The 19,248-nt window shown below is 73.8% G+C and carries 16 protein-coding genes and 3 pseudogenes; 13 read left to right on the top strand and 6 right to left on the bottom strand.

All coding sequences use genetic code 11. The features are described from left to right. From E1258_RS33365 to E1258_RS16025, 9 genes and pseudogenes are all read left to right on the top strand, one after another. Positions 1-344, top strand: a pseudogene (locus E1258_RS33365) (hypothetical protein); the annotation flags it as partial. 127 nt (positions 345-471) lie between these two features. Next, the gene (gene egtA / locus E1258_RS16060; RefSeq protein ID WP_132401600.1) at positions 472-1,707 is read left to right on the top strand and encodes an ergothioneine biosynthesis glutamate--cysteine ligase EgtA; all 1,236 of its coding nucleotides are present in this window, start codon (positions 472-474) and stop codon (positions 1,705-1,707) included. After that, complete coding sequence (gene egtB, locus E1258_RS16055) at positions 1,704-3,035, top strand: ergothioneine biosynthesis protein EgtB (RefSeq protein ID WP_132401597.1); 1,332 nt, start codon at positions 1,704-1,706, stop codon at positions 3,033-3,035. The genes egtA and egtB overlap by 4 nt, the downstream gene beginning before the upstream one ends. A gap of 31 nt (positions 3,036-3,066) precedes the next feature. After that, entirely contained in the window at positions 3,067-3,876 is an 810-nt protein-coding gene (gene egtC / locus E1258_RS16050) for an ergothioneine biosynthesis protein EgtC (protein WP_132401594.1), read from the top strand. Then, positions 3,873-4,838 carry an L-histidine N(alpha)-methyltransferase gene (gene egtD, locus E1258_RS16045; protein ID WP_132401591.1) on the top strand — a complete coding sequence of 322 codons (966 nt, stop codon included), beginning with the start codon at positions 3,873-3,875 and terminating at the stop codon, positions 4,836-4,838. Before egtC ends, egtD begins: the two co-directional genes overlap by 4 nt. 228 nt (positions 4,839-5,066) lie before the next feature. After that, positions 5,067-5,654 (top strand): TMEM165/GDT1 family protein, encoded by a 588-nt coding sequence (locus E1258_RS16040; protein ID WP_132401588.1) that lies wholly within the window; start codon positions 5,067-5,069, stop codon positions 5,652-5,654. An 87-nt stretch (positions 5,655-5,741) separates the two neighbouring features. Continuing rightward, a pseudogene (locus tag E1258_RS35890) lies at positions 5,742-5,945 on the top strand (DUF1622 domain-containing protein); the annotation flags it as partial. Next, complete coding sequence (locus E1258_RS16030; RefSeq protein ID WP_132401575.1) at positions 5,929-6,135, top strand: hypothetical protein; 207 nt, start codon at positions 5,929-5,931, stop codon at positions 6,133-6,135. The pseudogene E1258_RS35890 and the gene E1258_RS16030, both read left to right, overlap by 17 nt. Positions 6,136-6,427: 292 nt before the next feature. Next, positions 6,428-7,900 (top strand): polysaccharide biosynthesis tyrosine autokinase, encoded by a 1,473-nt coding sequence (locus tag E1258_RS16025; protein WP_132401572.1) that lies wholly within the window; start codon positions 6,428-6,430, stop codon positions 7,898-7,900. On the opposite strand, the gene E1258_RS16020 is transcribed toward E1258_RS16025, so the two are convergent. After that, positions 7,881-8,435, bottom strand: a complete 555-nt coding sequence (locus E1258_RS16020) for a low molecular weight phosphatase family protein (protein WP_132401569.1) — start codon at positions 8,433-8,435, stop codon at positions 7,881-7,883. The genes E1258_RS16025 and E1258_RS16020 overlap by 20 nt on opposite strands. A 192-nt stretch (positions 8,436-8,627) precedes the next feature. Between E1258_RS16020 and E1258_RS16015 the strand changes: the two genes are divergently transcribed. The 3 genes from E1258_RS16015 to E1258_RS16005 all read left to right on the top strand — a co-directional run bounded on the left by E1258_RS16015 (position 8,628) and on the right by E1258_RS16005 (position 12,417). Continuing rightward, on the top strand, positions 8,628-9,887 hold the full coding sequence (locus tag E1258_RS16015) for a glycosyltransferase family 4 protein (protein ID WP_132401566.1): 1,260 nt from the start codon (positions 8,628-8,630) through the stop codon (positions 9,885-9,887). Between the two features lie 87 nt (positions 9,888-9,974). After that, entirely contained in the window at positions 9,975-11,759 is a 1,785-nt protein-coding gene (locus tag E1258_RS16010; RefSeq protein WP_243715487.1) for a DUF4012 domain-containing protein, read from the top strand. A 13-nt stretch (positions 11,760-11,772) separates the two neighbouring features. After that, entirely contained in the window at positions 11,773-12,417 is a 645-nt protein-coding gene (locus tag E1258_RS16005) for a hypothetical protein (RefSeq protein ID WP_132401560.1), read from the top strand. 92 nt (positions 12,418-12,509) lie between these two features. Here the strand turns inward: E1258_RS16005 and E1258_RS16000 are convergent, their stop codons facing one another. Together E1258_RS16000 and E1258_RS15995 are read right to left on the bottom strand one after the other, a co-directional pair. Continuing rightward, a complete protein-coding gene (locus tag E1258_RS16000) occupies positions 12,510-13,934 on the bottom strand; it encodes an MFS transporter (protein WP_132401557.1) in 1,425 nt (474 codons plus the stop codon). After that, a complete protein-coding gene (locus E1258_RS15995) occupies positions 13,910-14,146 on the bottom strand; it encodes a hypothetical protein (RefSeq protein ID WP_132401554.1) in 237 nt (78 codons plus the stop codon). The genes E1258_RS16000 and E1258_RS15995 overlap by 25 nt, the downstream gene beginning before the upstream one ends. Positions 14,147-14,305: 159 nt before the next feature. Here E1258_RS15995 and E1258_RS15990 point away from each other — a divergent pair, with 159 nt between their 5' ends. Further along, entirely contained in the window at positions 14,306-15,454 is a 1,149-nt protein-coding gene (locus E1258_RS15990) for a geranylgeranyl reductase family protein (protein WP_132401551.1), read from the top strand. A gap of 81 nt (positions 15,455-15,535) precedes the next feature. Here the strand turns inward: E1258_RS15990 and E1258_RS15985 are convergent, their stop codons facing one another. The 3 genes and pseudogenes from E1258_RS15985 to E1258_RS15975 all read right to left on the bottom strand — a co-directional run. Then, on the bottom strand, positions 15,536-17,332 hold the full coding sequence (locus E1258_RS15985) for a bifunctional UDP-sugar hydrolase/5'-nucleotidase (protein WP_132401548.1): 1,797 nt from the start codon (positions 17,330-17,332) through the stop codon (positions 15,536-15,538). A gap of 226 nt (positions 17,333-17,558) precedes the next feature. After that, a complete protein-coding gene (locus tag E1258_RS15980; RefSeq protein ID WP_132401545.1) occupies positions 17,559-18,221 on the bottom strand; it encodes a nucleotidyl transferase AbiEii/AbiGii toxin family protein in 663 nt (220 codons plus the stop codon). Between the two features lie 83 nt (positions 18,222-18,304). Further along, positions 18,305-18,640 (bottom strand): annotated as a pseudogene (locus E1258_RS15975) (hypothetical protein); the annotation flags it as partial. Positions 18,641-19,248 lie beyond the last annotated feature (608 nt).

The raw sequence follows: 19,248 nt of genomic DNA, 5'->3' as shown, positions 1-19,248 counted from the left end.
GCACGGCCGCGCCGGCCCCGTCGACCGGATCCGCCGCGCCGCCGTCCGGCGCTGCCGGCCCGGGCGGCTCGGCCACCGACACGCAACTGGCCGGGCTGTGCCGGTCGTACCTGGCCACCCCGGCCGCGCAGCGCGCGCGGGTGCTTACCACCCCGGCGTACGCGCCCCTGGTCGTCGCCGCCGGCGGCGCCGCCGAGGTGGACGCCTTCTGCCAACGCCTGGTGCCCGACGCCGGCCCCAAGCAGACACCCACGGCCCATCCCTCGCGCACCGGCCGCCCCACCCCGGCGGCCACCCCGGAACGCGGCGCGACCCCGGTCGCCGGCACCGCCGCCGAGGGCTGATCGCGAAACATCTGTTACGACAAGGCGAGCGGAATTCGTCTGCTAGACAGAAGATGGTCGCATCGCGGACGTCGGGGCGGGGAATGGTCACGCTGTTCCGCCTCCGGCCGAGGGAGAGGATCGTCTCGTGGTGACGTCACCGGAGCTGGACCGGACCACCCCGCTGCGGGGGGTGGACGACACGGTCCGGCACATCGCCAGGATCTGCTTCAAGACCGGCCCGCCGACCCGCACCGGTGTGGAACTGGAGTGGACCGTGCACGACGCCGCCGACCCCGCTCGCCCGGTGGACCGCGAGCGGCTCCGGGCGGCCCTGGGGCCGCACAGCCCCACCACCATCGACGCCTCCAGCCCGGCCGCACCGCTCCGGCACGGCAGCACCGTGACCGTGGAGCCCGGCGGCCAAATCGAGATCTCCACCGCGCCGCGATCCTCGGTCGCCGCGTTGATCGAGGCCACGAACGCCGACATCGCCCAGGTCACCGACCTGCTCCGCCGCGCCGGCCTGCTGCTCGGGCGCACCGGCATCGACCCGTGGCGGCCGCCCCGACCGACAGTCGACACCCCGCGCTACCGGGCCATGCGATGCGTGTTCGACCGGGGCGGCCCCGCCGGCCGGACCATGATGTACAGCACCGCCGGCCTCCAGGTCTGTCTGGACGCCGGGGAACCGGCCCACGTCGCCGCCCGCTGGGCGGCCGTGCACGCCGTCGGCCCGCCGCTGCTCGCCGCGTTCGCCACCGCCGACCGGCACGCCGGCCGGCGTACCGGGTGGGCGTCCGCCCGGATGGCGGCCTGGCTGGCCATCGACCCGGCCCGCACCCGCCCCGTCTGGTCGCCGCAGCAACCCGACGCGGACCCGGTGGCGGCCTGGACGGCGTACGCGCTGGCGGCCCCGCTGCTCTGCCTGCGCGACGACACCGCCGACTGGACCCCGCCGCCCGGAGTGACCTTCGGCGACTGGATCGCCGGCGCGCTGCCCCGCTCGCCCACCACCGACGACCTGGAATACCACCTGAGCACGCTGTTTCCGGTGGTGCGCCCCCGTGGATACCTGGAGATCCGCTACCTGGACACCCAGCCGGGGCCGGACTGGCGGCTGCCGCTCGCGGTGCTCGCCGCGCTCCTCGCTGAGCCGGGCACCGTGGCGCAGGCGGTGGCCGCCGCCGGGCCGGTCGCCGACCGGTGGCACACGGCGGCCCGGCACGGCCTCGGCGACCCGCCGTTGGCGCGGGCCGCCGCCGACCTGCTCGACCTGGCGCTGGCCGCCCTGCCCCGGCTCGCCCTGCCGGCGGACCTGCACGACGAGACGACCCGAGGACTACGGCGGCGCCTGGCCGCCGCGGAGAGGGGATCCCGGTGACGACCATCCACGAACTCGGCGCGGAGCGGCTACGCGCCCGGATCGCCGCCGAGTTGGAGCGCACCCGGGCCAGGACCGCCGCGCTCACCGAGGCCGTCGACGACGCCGACCTGATGCGCCAGCACTCGCCGATCATGTCCCCGCTGGTCTGGGACCTCGCCCACGTCGGCAACCAGGAGGAGCTCTGGCTGGTCCGGGACGTGGGCGGGCGCGAGCCCGTCCGGCGGGACATCGACGACCTGTACGACGCGTTCAAGCAGCCCCGCCGCGACCGCCCGTCGCTGCCCCTGCTGCCGCCCGTCGAGGCCCGCGCCTACCTCGCCACCGTCCGCGACAAGGTGTACGACCTGCTCGAGCGGGTGCCGTTCACCGACCGGCCGTTGGTTGCCGACGGGTTCGCCTTCGGCATGATCGTCCAGCACGAGCAGCAGCACGACGAGACCATGCTCGCCACCCACCAACTCCGCGTCGGCCCGCCGGCGTTGCACGCCCCGGACCCGCCCGAGCCCCGCGCCCGGGTGGCCGACGAGGTTCTGATCCCGGCCGGCGAGTTCACCATGGGCACCTCCACCGACCCGTGGGCGCTGGACAACGAGCGTCCCGCCCACCGGGTGCGCCTGCCCGCGTACGTCATCGACGCCGCTCCCGTCACCAACGGCCGCTACCGGGAGTTCATCGCCGACGGCGGGTACGACGACCCGCGCTGGTGGGGCGAGGCCGGTTGGGCGCACCGCACCGAGGCGGGGCTGACCGCCCCGATGCATTGGCGGCGCGACGGCGACGGCTGGGCGTACCAGCGGTTCGGCCGGTGGTCGCCGGTGCGCGACGACGAGCCGGTGGTGCACGTGTGCTGGTACGAGGCGCAGGCGTACGCGGCGTGGGCCGGCAAGCGGCTGCCCACCGAGGCGGAGTGGGAGAAGGCGGCCCGGTGGGACCCGGTCACCGGCCGGTCCCGCCGCTACCCGTGGGGCGACGAGGAGCCGACCGCCGAGCACGCGAACCTCGGGCAGCGGCACCTGTGGCCCGCGCCGGTGGGCGCGTACCCGGCCGGGGCGTCGCCGCTGGGCGTGCACCAGCTCGTCGGCGACGTGTGGGAGTGGACCGCCAGCACGTTCCGGGGCCACCCCGGGTTCGCCGCGTTCCCCTACCGCGAGTACTCGGAGGTGTTCTTCGGCGACGACTACCGGGTGCTGCGCGGCGGCTCGTTCGGCACCGACCGGTCCGCCTGCCGGGGGACGTTCCGCAACTGGGACTACCCGATCCGGCGGCAGATCTTCAGCGGATTCCGCTGCACCCGCGACGTTCGGCCGGACGAGTCGGGCCGGTGAGGGCCGGCCACGTCGCCGCCGGGGCCGCCTGATGTGCCGGCACCTGGCGTACGTCGGGCCGCCGGTGAGCCTGCGTGCCCTGTTGTACGACCCGCCGCACTCGCTGGTCCGGCAGTCCTGGGCCCCCCGGGACATGCGCGGCGGCGGGACCGTCAACGCCGACGGCTTCGGCGTCGGCTGGTACCCGCCCGGCGGCGGCGCGCCGGTCCGTTACCGGCGCGGCACGCCGATCTGGGCCGACGTCACCCTGCCGGGGCTGGCCGCGACCACCACCAGCGGCGCGCTGCTGGCCGCCGTCCGGTCCGCCACCGTCGGCATGCCGGTGCTCGACACCGCCGCCGCCCCCTTCGCCGAGGGGCCGTGGCTGTTCAGCCACAACGGGGTGGTGCGCGGCTGGCCCGACGCGGTGACCGGGCTCGCCGGCCGGTTGCCCGTACGCGACCTGCTCACCCTCGACGCGCCGACCGACTCCGCGCTGCTGTGGGCCCTCGTGCGGCACCGGCTGCGCGCCGGCGGGGACCCGGCGCGGGCGGTCGCCGACACGGTGACCGAGGTCGCCGCGGCGGCCCCCGGGTCCCGGCTCAACCTGCTGCTCACCGATGGGCACACCGTCGTGGCCAGCACCGCCGGCCACGCGCTGTCGCTCCGGCAGACCCCGGGCGCGGTGCTGCTGGCCTCCGAACCGCACGACGGTGACCCCGGCTGGCAGGCGGTGCCGGACGGGCGGCTGGTGGTGGCCACGACCGCCGGGGCGCGCGTCGGCGTCCTGGCCGCCGGTGCCGGCGGCGACCGGCTAGCACAGGTGGGCAACCACACGAACGACGGAGGGGACACCCGATGAGCGCGGACCCGCTGGAGATCTACCTGGAGGAGCAGGACCTAGGCCGCAGCCTGCGCGACGACGTACGGACCGGGCTGACCGCGCGGCCGAAGTGGCTGCCGCCGAAGTGGTTCTACGATGCCCGGGGCAGCGAACTGTTCGAGGAGATCACCCGCCTGCCGGAGTACTACCCGACGCGGGCCGAGCGGTCCGTGCTGGTCGAACGGGCCGGCGAGATCGCCGAACTGACCGGGGTGAAGACTCTGATCGAGCTGGGCTCCGGCTCGTCGGAGAAGACCCGGCTGCTGCTGGACGCGTTCACCCGGCGCGGCGGGCTGGGCACCTTCGTGCCGCTCGACGTCTCGGTCAGCGCCCTGCGGCAGTCCACCGAGCAGATCGCCGCCGACTACCCCGGCCTGCGGGTACGCGGCATCGTCGGCGACTTCACCCGCCACCTCGACCGGCTGCCCACCGGCGGCCGGCGGCTGGTGGTCTTCCTCGGCGGGACGATCGGCAACCTGCTCCCCGCCGAGCGGGCTGGCTTCCTCGCCGCCATGCGCGCGTCCCTGGAGCCCGGCGACTGGCTGCTGCTCGGCACCGATCTGGTCAAGGACCCGGCGATCGTCGTGCCCGCGTACGACGACGCCGCCGGGGTGACCGCCGAGTTCAACCGCAACGTGCTGCGGGTGATCAACCGGGAGTTGGGCGCCGACTTCGATCCGGAGGCGTTCGCGCACGTCGCGCTCTGGGACCCCCGGCGGGAGTGGATCGAGATGCGGCTGCGTGCCATGCGTCCGGTCCGGGCCCGGGTGCTCGACCTCGACGTAAAGTTCGCCGCCGGGGAGGAGCTGCGTACCGAGGTGTCGGCCAAGTTCCGCCCGGAGGGCATCGCCGCGGAGCTCAGAGCCGCCGGCTTCACCGCCCGTGAGTTCTGGACCGACGCCGGCGGTCTGTTCGGCGTCACTCTGGCCCGCGCCGACTGACCACCGCCCCGGCACCGCCCCCGCCCTGGGGCGGCGCCGGGGCGGGGTAGGGTGGGGGCGCGAAGGGGAGTAGCCCCCAATGTCGTGGTCGACACACTGGTGCGTTCCGCATCCGGCCACGCGGCCCCACTGCGGTGGGGCGGGCGAGACCTTCGACCCAGGCTGTCTGCAACAGCCGGGTCGAGGGCACCCCACACCCTCCGACCCGGTCTTCTCGGAAAGGGTGTCATGGAAGGTTTCCTCGTCGCGCTGGTGGTCAGTTTCGGCGTCATCTTCGTCGCCGAACTGGGCGACAAGTCCCAGCTCATGGCGCTGACGTTCGCCACGCGGTTCAAGACGATCCCGGTGCTCATCGGCATCACGGTCGCCACCTCCGTCGTCCATCTGGCCTCGGTCGCCATCGGTCACGGGCTGGGCGCCGCCCTGCCCACCGGCTGGATCTCGCTGATCGCCGGCCTCGCGTTCCTCGGGTTCGGCGTCTGGACGCTGCGGGGGGACAAGCTCACCGAGGAGGAGAAGCGCAAGGCTGAGCGCAGCAGCAGGTCCGCCGTCGTCGCGGTCGGCGTGGCGTTCTTCCTCGCCGAACTGGGCGACAAGACGATGCTCGCCACCATCACCCTGGCCACCAAGTACGGCTGGTTCGGCACCTGGCTCGGCTCCACCCTCGGTATGGTGGCCGCCGACGCCCTGGCGATCGCGGTCGGGCGGATGCTCGGCCGGCACCTGCCCGAGCGCACCATCCGTTACGGCGCGGCGATCCTCTTCGCCGTCTGCGGGCTCTGGCTGATCTCCGAGGCCGTCGCCGAGCTCAACTGATCGCGACTACCCCTCGCCGGGCCGGGTAACGGCCCTCGGGTGAGGTGGGACGAGATCCTGCGCACCGGCGACCACCTGCCAGTCGCCGTCTTCACTCCCGTCCGGCTCACCCTCGGTTGGTTCCTCACCCTCGGGCTGGAGTTCCAACTCGCCGCCGACGTCCTGCGTACCGCCGTCGACCTGTCGTCGGACAAGGCCGAGCGCGCTGCGGAGCAGACGATCACGCCCTACCGTGAGCGAGAAGAGACATTGCAGACAGCGGCAGGAGAACGGTATGGGTCGGCACGATGAGCCCAACGAGTACGGTTTCGCCGGCGGTGCCACCGCCCCCCAGCCGCCGCCCGGCGGACGGCCCGACGAGCAGGACCTGGTTCAGGAGGTCGCGGTTCCGGGCGACGACCTCACCGAGTCGTTCAGCGACGCGGTGAGCGAGGAGACCGAGCCGGCCGAGGAGGACGAGCCGGCCGAGCGCCGCCCCTGAGTCGCCGGCGAACCTGCGCCCGTTCACCGTCCCGGCCCGGATGCCACCCATCCGGCCGGGACGTCACCTATCCGGCCGGTCCCGAGTTGTCCCAAGCACATGGAGTGGCCCAGAGTCAATTGCGTGGGCTGACCATTTATCCCTAATCGCGGCTTTTCAGCGTCTTCATCCTTTACAGTCGTTTTGACCGGATGCGCTGGGGGGCGTCGGAGTGGGGCCCGCCCGTGACTGCTGAGGGAGCTTTGGTGCTTGACATGTCGACCGCACGGATCGGACGGGGGCTTTCCGGCTGATGGACGTTCGTGATTTCCTCCGGACCGTCCGGCGTAGCTGGTGGGTGGTCCTCCTCTCGGTGATGGTGGGTCTCGCCGTGGCCGCATTGGTCACGGTTCGGGCCCAGCCCCGGTACGCGGCGTCGGTGACGTTCTTCGTCACCACCCCCAACCAGGGGGTCACCGACGCCTACCAGGGCAGCATCTTCATGCAGCAGCGCGTCAAGTCGTACGCCGACCTGCTGCAGAGCGACCGGCTGGCGCAGAGCGTCGTGGCGAAGACCCCGCTCGGGCTCACCGCCGAGGAGGTGCAGGCGCGGGTCACCGCCGCCACCATTCCCGACACCGTTCTGCTGCGCGGCACCGTAACCGACACCGACGCCACCCGCGCGCTGCGGCTGACGGAGGCGCTCACCGCCCAGTTCATCGAGCTGATCAAGAGCGTGGAGGCGCCCGGTGAGGGGCGGGCCAGCACGGTCAAGGTGGAGGTGGTCAGCGGTCCGCGGGTCGGCTCCAGCCCGGTGTCGCCCAACCCGGCCCGCAACCTGGCCCTCGGCGTGCTCGCCGGCCTGCTCGCCGGCATCGGCCTGGCGGTGCTGCGGACCCGGCTGGACACCCGGCTGCGGGACGCGGCCACCCTCCAGCGCGCCACCGGCAGCCCGCTGCTCGGCGAGATCCCGTTCGACCCCGCCGCGCGTACCGCCCCGCTGATCGTCGGCGAGGCGACCACCTCGCCGCGGGCCGAGGCGGTGCGCAAGCTGCGGACGAACCTGCGTTTCGTCGACGTCCACGAGCCGGCCCGGGTGATCGCGGTGACCAGCGCGTTGCAGGGGGAGGGAAAGACGACACTCTCCTGCAACCTCGCCATCGCCCTGGCCGAGGCCGGCTGGCGGGTCGCTCTGGTCGACGCGGACCTGCGCCGGCCGAAGGTGGCCGAGTACCTCGGCCTGGAGGCCGGCGTGGGGCTGACGGACGTCCTGCTTGGCGACGTCAACGTCGGCGACGTGGTGCAGCGGTGGGGCGACAAGTCGCTGCTCGTGCTGCCCGCCGGCTCGGTGCCGCCCAACCCGAGCGAGCTGCTCGGCTCCAAGGCGATGGCGGACCTGCTGCTGGTGCTGCGGGAGTCGGCGGACATCGTGGTCATCGACACCGCTCCGCTGCGTACCGTCACCGACGGGGTGGTCGTCGCCGTCCAGGCCGACGGTGCCCTGATGGTCAGTTGCTACGGCCGCACCGACCGTGGTCAGGTCGGTGCCGCCGCGCAGGCGCTCCAGGCGGTCTCCGTGCGGCTGCTTGGCTGCGTGCTGAACATGGCCAAGCTCGGGCGTGCCGAGACGTACCAGTACGAGCGCTACCGGGTCGAGGTGCCGGCCGCGCCGGCCGCCCCGCCGAGCCGCGCCGACGCCGCGCCCGCGGCCCGCACCGGCGGGTTCCTCGGCCCCGAGCAGCCGGTCGCCGACCCGACGCAGGAACTCACCCGGCTGCCTCGATGAGCGCCGCCACCGGTACCAGCGCCCGCTCGATCTCCCGCGCGCAGCGCCGGAAGTCGGCCGGGGTGCCGCCGATCGGGTCGAGCAGGTCGTCGTCGGAGGGGGTGGCTGGTTGCAGCAGCCCCCGGGCCAGGGCCGCGGCCCGCACCGCCGCCCGCAGGGCACCGGTGTCCGTGCCGTCCGGCGTCGCGGCCGCCCCGGCGAGCCGACCGAACTGGCGCAGGGTGAAGGTGCGGTGCAGGGCGGCGGGGGCCAGCGAGACGCAGACCGACCGCTGGCGGCGGGTCGAGGTCAGCACCAGCGCGGCGTCGGCCAGGTGGGCGGCGGTCAGCGCACGGCTGCGGAACCGGGCCGGCTCGCGCCCGGTCTCGGCGGCCACCTCGGCGGCGTACGGATGCATGGGCCGGCCGTCCACGGCGTCGGTGCCGGCGCTGGCGACCTCGACCGGCAGCTTGGCCATGAGCTGGGCGGCCAGGTACTCGGCCATCGGCGAACGGCACAGGTTGGCGTGGCAGACGAACAGGATGCGGTCGGCCATCGGAGCTTCTCCCAGCGTTCGGGTCGCGGGCGGGTCCGTCGCGACGTGGGGACCAGGCCGCACCCGTCCCGCCGGCGCAGCGCCCGCCGGCTCGTCGCCGGCGGGGGGCCCACCGTCGGAATCGTACGCGGCGGCCAGCGCTTTCTGTGTCCGCGCCGCGCCGGAAAGTGACCGTCGTGGTGGGAGGCCCCGGTGAGGATCGGCATCCTGTCGTACCACTTCCCACCGGAGCCGGCGTTCGTCCCCGGAAGCCTCGCCGAGCAGCTTGCCGCGCGTGGCCACGACGTCCGGGTCCTGACCGGATTCCCGGACTACCCGGGCGGCCACGTCTATCCGGGCTGGCGGCAGCGGTGGCGGTACGAGACCCGCAGCGAGCGGCTCGCGGTGCGGCGGGTGCCGCGCTGGTCGGGCGGGGACGGTGCCGTGCGCGCCCGGGTGGCGGGCTGGCTCTCCTTCGCCGCGAGCGCCGCCACGATCGGGCGGGGCCACCTGGCCGGCGTCGACGCGCTCTACGTCCACCAGCTTCCCGCGGCGACCTTCGCCGCGGTCGGCCTGCTACGGCTGCTGGGCGCGGTGCCGACGGTGCTGCACGTGCAGGACGTGCAGCCGGAGCTGGACGCCCAGGGCGCGACGCCGACCCCCTGGGCCGCCCGGGTGGCCGCCGCCACCCGGCGGCTCTACCGCTCGGTCGACGTCGTCGCGGTCGCCGCGCCCGGCATGCGCGACCTGGTGGTCGCCGGCGGCGCCGATCCGGGGCGGGTGCGGGTGGTGCTCAACTGGACCGACGAGCGGCTGTTCCACCCAGCCGAGCCGACCCGGGAGGCCCGCCGCCTGGTCCGGGGCGACGGCCGCTGCGTGGTGATGCACGCCGGCACGATCGGCGCCCGGCACGGGCTGGAGACGGCCGTGCGCGCCGCCGCGCCGTTGCGAGGCACCATGGACCTGGTCGTGGTCGGTTCGGGCCCGGACGAGGCGCGGGTCCGGGGGCTCGCCGCCGAGCTGGGCACCGACAACGTCCGCTTCGTCGCGCGGCGCTCGCCCCTGGAGATGTCCGATCTGTACGCCGCCGCCGACTACCAGTTGGTGACGCTGCGCGACCTGCCGGAGCTGAGCGCGACGGTGCCCGGCAAGCTTCAGGCCGCGTTCGGCTGCGCGTCGCCGGTGTTGGCCGCCGCCCGGGGCGACACGGTCGAGATCGTGGAACGCGCCCGGGCGGGGCTCTCCTGCCCGCCCGAGGACTGGGCCACGCTGGCCGACCGGTTCTGGCTGGCCGCCACCATCCCGCCGGCCGCCCGACGGGAGATGGGCCGGCGCGGCCGGGAGGCGTACCTGCGCGACATGTCCCTGCGCGGCGGGGTGGACCGCGTCGAGCAACTGCTCCACGAGGCCGTCGCCGCGCGACGCAGCCGTCCGTCCGTCGGGCAGGAGCCACGGACGGAGTCGCGGGCTTAAAACCGCCATAAGGCCGCGTGGGGCACATGGTCTGTGCTAAAAAACGATGAATCATCATTTATGTCCGTTTTGTGGAGTGGGGTAGGTGTGAGCTACACAGAGCAGCCTCGCCGCGCAGGGCGCAGGTCCCGGCGGCGCGTCAAGGCCCGGGTACGACGTGCCCTGCTCGCCGGCCTGATCGTCGCCTCGCTGGTGCTGCTGAGCGTCGGTTGGGTGGGCTTCCGGGGCTGGCAGGCGCGAACGCACCTGCTCAACGCCGCCGCGCTGGCCCAGCAGCTCAGCTCCGAGGTGGTGGGAGCCGACATCGAGCGGGCCCAACGGACCCTGTCGGCCCTCCAGGACCAGGCCGGCGCGGCCCGCGACGCCACCGGCGACCCGGGCTGGCGGATCAGCCAGCACGCCCCGTACGCCGGGGACGACCTCGCCGCGGTGCGCCAGATCGCGGTTGCGATCGACGACCTCGCCCGCGGCGCGTTCCCCACGCTGCTGCGCACCGACCTGTCGACCCTGCTACCCGGCAAGGGCCGGCTGGACGTGCGCCGGCTGAAGGCCGTCGCGGCGGAACTCACCGCCACCGACCAGGTGGTCCAGCGCACCCGCGCCCGCCTCGTGGCCGTACCCACCGGGGCCCTGGTCGAGCCGGTGCGCGACGCCGTGGCCGAGCTGCGTACGGAGATCGACCGGCTGGCCACGCTCACCCGGGCCGCCGACCGCGCCGCCCGGCTGCTGCCGCCCCTGCTGGGCGCGGGCGGTCCGCGCAGCTACCTGATGGTGTCCCAGAACCCGGCGGAGCTGCGCGCCACCGGCGGCATGTTCGGCGCGTACGCCCTGATCGAGGCCAACGACGGCAAGCTCCGGATGGGTGCCCAGGGCACCAGCGCCGAGCTGGGACTCTTCGACCCGGCCCTGAAGCTCAAGCCGGAGATCCGCAACCTCTACACCGACCTGCCGGGGATGTACCCGGCGGATGTCAACCTGACCCCGCACTTCCCGACCGCCGCCGCGCTGTTTCGCCAGATGTACCGCGAACGCAGCGGCAGGACGGTCGACGGCGTGCTCGCGGTCGACCCGGTGGTGCTGTCCTACCTGCTCAAGGCCACCGGACCGGTGTCGGTGCCGGGCCACTCCGCCCTGGTCAGCGAGAAGGTGGTCCGGACGCTGCTGTCCGACACGTACCAGCGGATGGGGGCGAAGGCGCAGGACGACTTCTTCGCCGCCTCGTCGGTGGCCGTCTTCGACACCTTCTTCACCCGCGACGTAGATCCTCGGGCGTACCTGTCCGCGCTGGACCGGGCCATCACTGAACGGCGCGTCCTGTTCTGGAGCGCCCACCCGGAGGAACAGCGGGTCATCGACGGCAACCGGCTGGCCGGCTCGCTGCCGGAGCAGGAAACCGTGCCCACGGTCGGCGTGTTCCTCAACGACGGCAGCGGCGCGAAGCTCGGCTACTACCTGCGGCCGGCGGCGACGCTGGCCGTCGGGCCGTGCCGCCCCGACGGCCGCCGCGAGCTGCGGCTGCGCGTCACCCTGCACTCCACCGCGCCGGAGCGTGGACTGTCGGAGTCCGTGCTCGGCCTCGGCCTCGCCGGCGATCCGTACACCGCCCGCACGCTCGTCTCCGTGCACAGCCCGGCCGGCGGCGCGGTGCTGCGTACCCGGCTCGACGGCACCGCGGTGCCCGTCGGCAGCGGCACCGAGCGGCGCAGGCAGGTCGTCATCGCCAACGTCGAGGTACGCCCCGGCGCCACCCGCGCCCTTGAGGTCGACGTGCTGACCGGCAGGACCGGCAGCGGAGACGGCGACCTCTGGCTCACCCCGACCGCCACCCCATGGACCACCCAAATTGATTCCGCACCACACTGCGACCAGTAGGAGGGAACCCATCATGCGGCTATCCCGCATCATCATGGCGCTCACGATCGGCCTCGCCGTCGTGTCCGCGCCGAGCGCGGCGGGGGCGGCGCAGCCGCAGCCGACGCCGTACCCACCGCAGCCCTCGGTGCTGACGGTGAGCCCGTCGACGATCTTCGTCGGCGAGACGACCACCCTCGTCGGTGCCGGGTTCGGCCCCAACGAGGTCGTCGAGATCACCGTCACGATCACGCCGTTGGCCGCCGGCCTGCCCGGTCAGGCATCGGCGCGTCGCAGCGACGGCAGCACCGTCGCGATGGCGCCCGTGGCGTTCCGGGCGGCCGCCCCGACGCACTTCACGGTAGTGACCGACGCCGCAGGGGGGTTCACCACCACCTACACGCCGGACACTCCCGGGCAGTACCTGTTCACCGCGGTCGGCCAGACCACGGGCAGGACGGCGAGTGCCACGTTGACGGTGCTCCCGAAGCCCCAGCCGACGCCGACGCCGACGTTCAAGCCCCGGCCGCCACACCATGGCGGCAAGCTGCCCGTGACGGGTGACAGTCTGGGCACCCCGCTCGCGGTCGGCGGTGGCCTGGTCGGGGTCGGCGTGGTGCTGATGCTCGCCGGCCTGGCCTGGCGTCGTCGGGGACGCTTCGGCGGGTCGACGCGCTGACCGTCCTGAGCCGGGCAGTGCCCGAGCCGCACCGATGACGGTGCCCGCCCAGGCGACCCCTGGGCGGGCACCGTCGCTTGCCGCCGTCCCGCCTACCCCCGGTCGAGCAGCGCGGCGAGCAGGGCGAGCGCGATGATCCCCATGGCCAGCAGCAGCGAGTGCCGCAACGCCGACGACCAGTCCCCGCCGCTGCCCGACAGCGCCGAGAAGAAGGCCGAACCGACGGCGGCGATGCCGGCCGCGGAGCCGATCCGCTGGCCCGTCTGGAGCATCCCGGCCCCGCTGCCGGCCTGCGGCACCGGCACCTGGGCCAGGGTGAGGATCTGGTTGGGAGCGATGACCAGGCCGCTGCCCAGCCCGGCGACCAGCAGCGGCCCGGCGATCAGCAGCGGAATCGGCCCGTGCGGGTCGCTGCGCAGCACGAACTCCACCGCACCCAGGCTGAGCACCACGACCAGCAGGCCGACGGCGACCAGCGGGCGGCCGTACCGGTTGACGAGCCGGCCGCCGATCGCGGACGCGGCGGCGGCCCCGAGGGCGAAGGGCGTGATGGTCAGGCCCGCGACCAGCGGACGGTAGCCGAGGCCGTTCTGCAGGTAGAGCGTGAGGACGAAGAAGATCGCGGTGAACCCGCCGAAGTACATCAACGCGATCAGCGACCCCAGGGCGTACGAGCGGAAGCCGAACAGTCCCAGGTCGAACAGGGGAGTTCCGTGCCGGGCGAACCGGCGTTCCCAGCGCCCGAAGGCGGCGAGCGCGGCCACACCAGCGGGGAGCAGGGCCCACTTCCAGGGGCTGTGCCATTGCCCTTGCTGCACGAGCGGCAGCAGCAGGAGCACGACGCCTACGCCGAGCAGCAGCACCCCGATCGGGTCGAGGCGGTGCCCGTCCGGTGCCCCCGCCGGCCGTGTTGGCAGCAGCCGCCAGCCGAGGACGACCGCGACGACGCCCACCGGGACGTTGGCGAAGAAGACCCATCGCCAGCCGTCCTGCTCGCCGCCGAACGCGATCAGCAGCCCGCCGAGCAGCGGCCCGACCGCGGTGGAGATGCCGATGGTCGCGCCGAGCAGCCCGAACGGGCGGCCCCGTTCGGCGCCGCGGAAGAGCTCCTGGATCAGGCCGGTGACCTGTGGGTTGACGATGCCCGCGGCGGCTCCCTGCACCAGCCGGGCGGCGACCAGCCAGCCGGGGGAGCTGGCGAGCCCGGCCAGGGCGCTGGTCAAGGTGAACAGGGCGATCCCGAGAACGAACGCGTTGCGTCGGCCCCGGGCATCGCCGAAGCGGCCCGCCGGCACCAGCACCAGACCGAACGTGAGGGCGTACCCGGACAGGATCCACTGCAGGTCGCTCGGTGTCGCGCGGAGCGCGCGGTCGATCGACGGGACCGCCACGTTGACGATGCTCACGTCGAGCAGCGTCATGAAGGCGGCGACCAGGCTGACCCCGAGTGCCTTCCACCGACGCCGGTCGTCGACCTGACGCGTCGTACGGGTCACGCCATCTGGCGGGCGCACCACCGCGGGCCGAAGTCCAGCCCGGCCATCGGGGAGTCCTCCCGGTGCAGGAGGTTCTTTTCGGTCAGCAGGCGCAGGGGAGCGTGGACCTCCTCCTCGGCCAGGCCCGACTCCTGCGCGATCAGGTCGGGGTAGGGCACCTGCCCGCGGGCCTCGAGCGCGGCCACCGCCTCGTACACCCGCTCCTCGACGTCGGACAGACGTACCTGCTGCATGGCTTCCTCCTCGACGTGACCGCCCGCGCGGCGGGCGGAACTGCGCTGCGCGGTTACCCGCCGGCCCGCCGTTGATGCCCGCCCGGACGCCGGATTCCCGACGCGGCGTACCGGATGCGCCGCCCGGCTTTCCGGCGGGCCTTGCCCTAGGCTGCAACCGTGATCAACTGGGACCTTGTCGTCGTCGGCGGCGGCCCGGCCGGGCTCTCCGCCGCCCACGTCGCGGCCACCGCCGGGCTGCGCACCCTGGTCGTCGAGCGCGCCGCGCACCCCCGGTACAAGACTTGCGGCGGCGGGCTGATCGGCACCTCCCTCGCGGCCGTTGCCGGCCGGATCGACGTGCCCGCGCACGACCGGGTGGACCGGGTGACGTTCACCCGGGACGGGAGGCGCGAGTTCACCCGCCGGCACGGCGACGGGCCGCTGATAGCGATGGTGCGCCGCGACGAGTTCGACGACCGGCTGCGGGCCGCCGCCGTCGCCGCCGGGGCCGAGCTGCGCGAACGGGTCGCGGTGCGCGCCGTGGAGCAGGACCCCGATCGGGTACGCCTGCGCCTCGCCGACGGCGACGTCGTGTACGCGCGTACGGTGATCGGCGCGGACGGGTCCTCCGGGGTGACCGCCCGGCACGTCGGCGTCCGGTACCGGCAGGTCGACCTCGGCCTCGAACTGGAGCTTGCGGTGCCCGAGCCGCACCGGCGGCGCTGGCGCGGCCGGCTGCTGCTGGACTGGGGGTCGATCCCCGGCTCGTACGCGTGGGTGTTCCCGAAGGGCGACCGGCTCACCGTGGGCGTCATCGCCGGCCGGGGCGCGGGGGAGCGGACCCGGCAGTACCTGCGCGACTTCGTCTGCCGGCTCGGCCTGTCCGGGGTGAGCCCGGAACACGACTCCGGGCATCTGACCCGGTGCCGGGCCGAGGACTCGCCGTTGCGCCATGGCCGGGTGCTGGTGGCCGGCGACGCGGCCGGCCTGCTGGAGCCGTGGAGCCGGGAGGGCATCAGCTACGCGCTGCGCTCCGGTGCGCTCGCCGGGGCCGCCGTCGTCGCCGGCGACCTGGACGGCTACCGGCGGGCCGTGGACCGGGACCTGGTGCCGCCGATGCGCGCCGGGCACCGGCTGCTGGAGGTGTTCTCCCGCCGGCCGGACGTCTTCCACGCCCTGCTGGCCACCCCGCCCGGGTGGCGGATGTTCGTCCGGTTCTGCCTGGGCCGGGCGAGCTTCGACGAGACGCTGACCCGCGCCCCCGTGCGGGCGGCGCTGGCGCTGCTGGACCGGCTGCCGCCGGCCAGGTCGGCGGGTGACCGGTGACGACGGGGTGAGGGCGCGGTGTGAGCGGGACGACGCTGGCGGGCCGGGGACGGTCGCCCCCGGCCCGCCAGCGGGCCGGGGTCAGAAGACCGGCGTGCCCTCGCGGACCAGCTTCCAGTTCGGCACGAAGAAGTCGGCCGGGTCGATGGTGCCCTTGGCCTGGGCCCAGTCGATGAGGAGTTGGCGGATCTCCTGCTGCGCGTTGTAGACCTGCGTCTTCACGATGCCCGGAAAGTTGCCGCCACCGCTGCGCCGGTAGTTGTTCACCGCGACCACGAACTGGGCGTCGTCGGCGACCGGGGTGTCGGCGCCGGGCAGGACCAGGCGGGTGATCCGCTGGCCGACGGGCCGGCTGACGTCGATGTCGTAGTCGAGGCCGGAGAAGACGTCGTAGTTGTAGTCCGGCACGGCCGGGTCGCTGATCGTCGCCGGGTCGACGGGCGCACCGACCGCGAGGGTAGCGAAGTACTTCGCCGAGTACTCCAGGTAGGCGCGGACCTCGGCGCCGGTGAGGACCACCGCCTCCAGGGTGTTGTCGTAGACGTACAGCCCGGCCACGTCGCGGATCCGCACGTCACCGGCGGGGAAGACGGCCGTGCGGCTGAACGGCGCCGCGATCGACAGCACCGGCAGGCCCGCGTACGCCGTGTCGGCCAGCGCCCTCGTGACCACCTCGGTCTGGACGTGGTTGATGAAATCCAGGATCGGGGTGTCCCGGTACCGCGACTCGGCCGCCGACAGCTCCACCGTCGACCGGGCGACCACCGTGTTGACATACGAGACGGTCTTGGTGTGCTGGTCGCGCACGGCCGCGAGCACCGCCGGGTCCTCGACCACCGTGTTGGTGTTCAGCATGGTCGCGCGCTTCGACACGACCTTCCAGCAGCCCCGCTCGCGGGTGAGGATGAAGTCCATCCGGGTCAGGCGCTGACCCCACTTGGACGGCTCGGAGAGCAACACCTGCGCGCCGGTGCGCTGGTTCGTCACGAACTTCTCGACGACCTCGGTGTGGGCGTGGCCGAACAGGATTGCGTCGATGTCCGGGACCTGCTCGGCGATCATCGTGCACGGGTTCTCGTTGGGCAGCTCGGGGCCGTAGCTGGAGGTGCCGCTGTCGCCGCCGTGCGCGGAGACGATGACGAGGTCGGCGCCGCGCGCCCGCATCACCGGCACCCACTTCGCGGCGGTCTCCACCATGTCGGTGAAGATGAGCTTGCCCTCGACGTTGGCCTTGTCCCAGATCGCCACGCCCGGGTTGGTGAGGCCGAGGATGCCGACCTTCAGGCTCGGCGCGCCGGGCCCGCCGAGCCGGACCTCCTTGATAACGTACGGTAGGTACGCCGGCTTGCCCGTCGCCTCGTTGACCGCGTTCGCGGCGAGTGCCGGGAATCCGAGCTGACTGATCCACTTCGCCAGCAGCGGCAGGCCGTAGTTGAACTCGTGGTTGCCCAGCGTCACCGCGTCGTACTTCAGGATGTTCATGGCGTTGGCCATCGGGTGCGTCTCACCGGTGGAGGTGATCGGCTCCTGCTTGGCGTAGTACGTCGCCAGCGGGGTGCCCTGGATCGTGTCGCCCGCGTCGAGGACCAGGGTGGCCCTGCCCTTACGCTCGGCACGGATCTGGCTGACCAGGGTGGCCAGCTTCGCGACGCCGACGTCGTTGTGCTTGCTGTCGTCGTACTCGGCGTCCCGGTAGTAGTCCCAGTTGTAGACGTTGCCGTGCGTGTCCGAGGTGCCCAGGACGGCGAGGTCCCAAGTCTTCGGTCCCTTCTTCGACCCGGCCGCCCGGGCGGGGGCGGCGGCGATCAGGGGCGCGGTCGCGGCGGCGGCCGCGACGGCCAGCACCTGGCGGCGCGAGGCGCCGGAGGAGGAGGTCATGAGGTGCCTTTCCAGGGGAAACAGACGCGCGCCTTCTGGGCGCCGTTGCGCACCATAACGAGCCGGCGTCACTCCTGCCACAGCGACCCGAACGCCCGTCGCGTCGGTGCGGGCCGCCCGCCCCTGCGCGGGCGTCAGCGGGGCCAGCCGGCCGTGGGGCGAGTGCGGCGGGACGCCCGCCTCTGCGGACGAGCGGCAGCGGGGGCTTTCCGCCCTGCGGCGGGCGTCAGCGGGGCCAGTCGGCCAGTCGGGCCCGTAGCCGGGCGACCTGGGCCGCGTCCAGCCCGTACCGGGCGAAGCGTCGGTCGGGCAGGCGGTCCAGGTAGTGGCCGGCGGCGCGCACGTCCTGCGGATCCAGCGCGGGGTCGAGCTGCCGGGCCAGGTCGAGCACCTCCGTGACCGAGTAGTGTTCCAGGACCGCCGCCACGTCGATGAAATCCCGGACCTCCCTCCGGTTGACCAGCGCCGCCGTCTTGTTGGCCACCAGATCGCGAACGTCCATCACCGGCCCGAGGTCCATCACCACCGGGCTGCGGTACCGGTCGAGCCGGCCCAGGCTCAGCCGGATCCGGCGCGACCCTCGGCCCACCACGAAGTCCCTCATGTCCCGGTCGAACCCGGCGAACAGCTCCGCCAGATCGCTGTCCGGGTCGGCGTCGGTCACCTCGAACCCGGCGCGCTCCAACGCCGTACGCACCCCGGCCGCCGCCGCGGCGGCAGCCCCCTCGACGTCGGCGAAGAGGTCCACGTCCTCCGTCGGGCGGGAAAACAGGCCATGTGCGGCCCAGGCCACGCCGCCGCCCAGCACGAACCGGTGCCGCCCGGCGACCGACAGGGCCACCCGGGCGACCTCGCGGTAGAAATCGTCCGGCGGCGCTGCGCCGGTCACGCCGTCCGGAAAGCCGGGCGGCCGCCCGGGACCGCCTGGCCGCCGCCCGGGACCGCTTGGCGCTGTCGGTGGTCCTGCCCGCCGCGCAGGACCCGGTGCCGGTGCTCCCACGCCTCGCGGACCCCACGGGGCAGGTTGAGCAGGCACCAGACCTGACGCAGCAGGTACCCGTTGACCAACTCGCGCAGGTCGGCCGCGCGGGTGGTCTCACGCAGGACGTTCTCGTACATCCAGAGCAGGTCGTCGGGGTCGCCGAGGTCGAAGGTGCGGTTCGCGTTCCACATCAGGCGTACGGGCAGCTCGACGACACCCCGGGTCGGACCCGTCAACTCGGTCAGGGTGGCGCTGACGACAGCGGGGCGGCCCGGGCGGGCCAGGAAGGCCCCGCCGGTCGTGGTGGGGGAGACGACGCCCTGCATGCTGTCAGGGTAGCGCCTGGTCGGGCCGGTGCGATGCCACCGGGGCCGGCGACCCGGCCTACCGGTTGGCGTTGACGCGGCGCGACCGGCGAACGCGGCAGGACCGGATGAGGTGGCGCGACCAGGGCGGGCGACACGGCGCGACCGCTGACGCGGTGCGCTCCCGCTACCGCGCCCGCCGCGCGGTCTCTGCGTTGATCGACTCCGTGTCCGCCATACGGGGGCATCCGGCCCGCCCGCATACCCCCATGTCGCCGGCATGGAGTCGATCACCCGACCCGTCAGGCCCGGCCTGAGGCGATTGCCCGTCCGTCCCCAGGGGGCTGAGGTGGGCGTGGCCGCAAAGCGCCCCTGCCCGCGGTGATCTCCATCGGCACCGCCCTGCAGGAGTCGAAGCTGGAGAACCTGCGCCGCCCAGACCGTCCAGGTCTCGGCCTACCCCGACGCATACGCCCAATGGGAACAGCAGGCCGCCGACCTCGTCGCCCAGCACTGGAACAACTGACCCCACACCACCACCCACACCCACCCACACGCACAGACACACCACCGGCCGGCCCCCACACAGGGGACCCGGCCGGCCGGCACCCCCGGACCCGACCAGACAC

This window comes from Micromonospora sp. KC207 (assembly GCF_004348615.1).
Classification (GTDB): Bacteria; Actinomycetota; Actinomycetes; order Mycobacteriales; family Micromonosporaceae; genus Micromonospora.
Note: the sequence above shows the minus strand (reverse complement) of the source record. Positions and strands in the feature narration are given on the sequence as shown.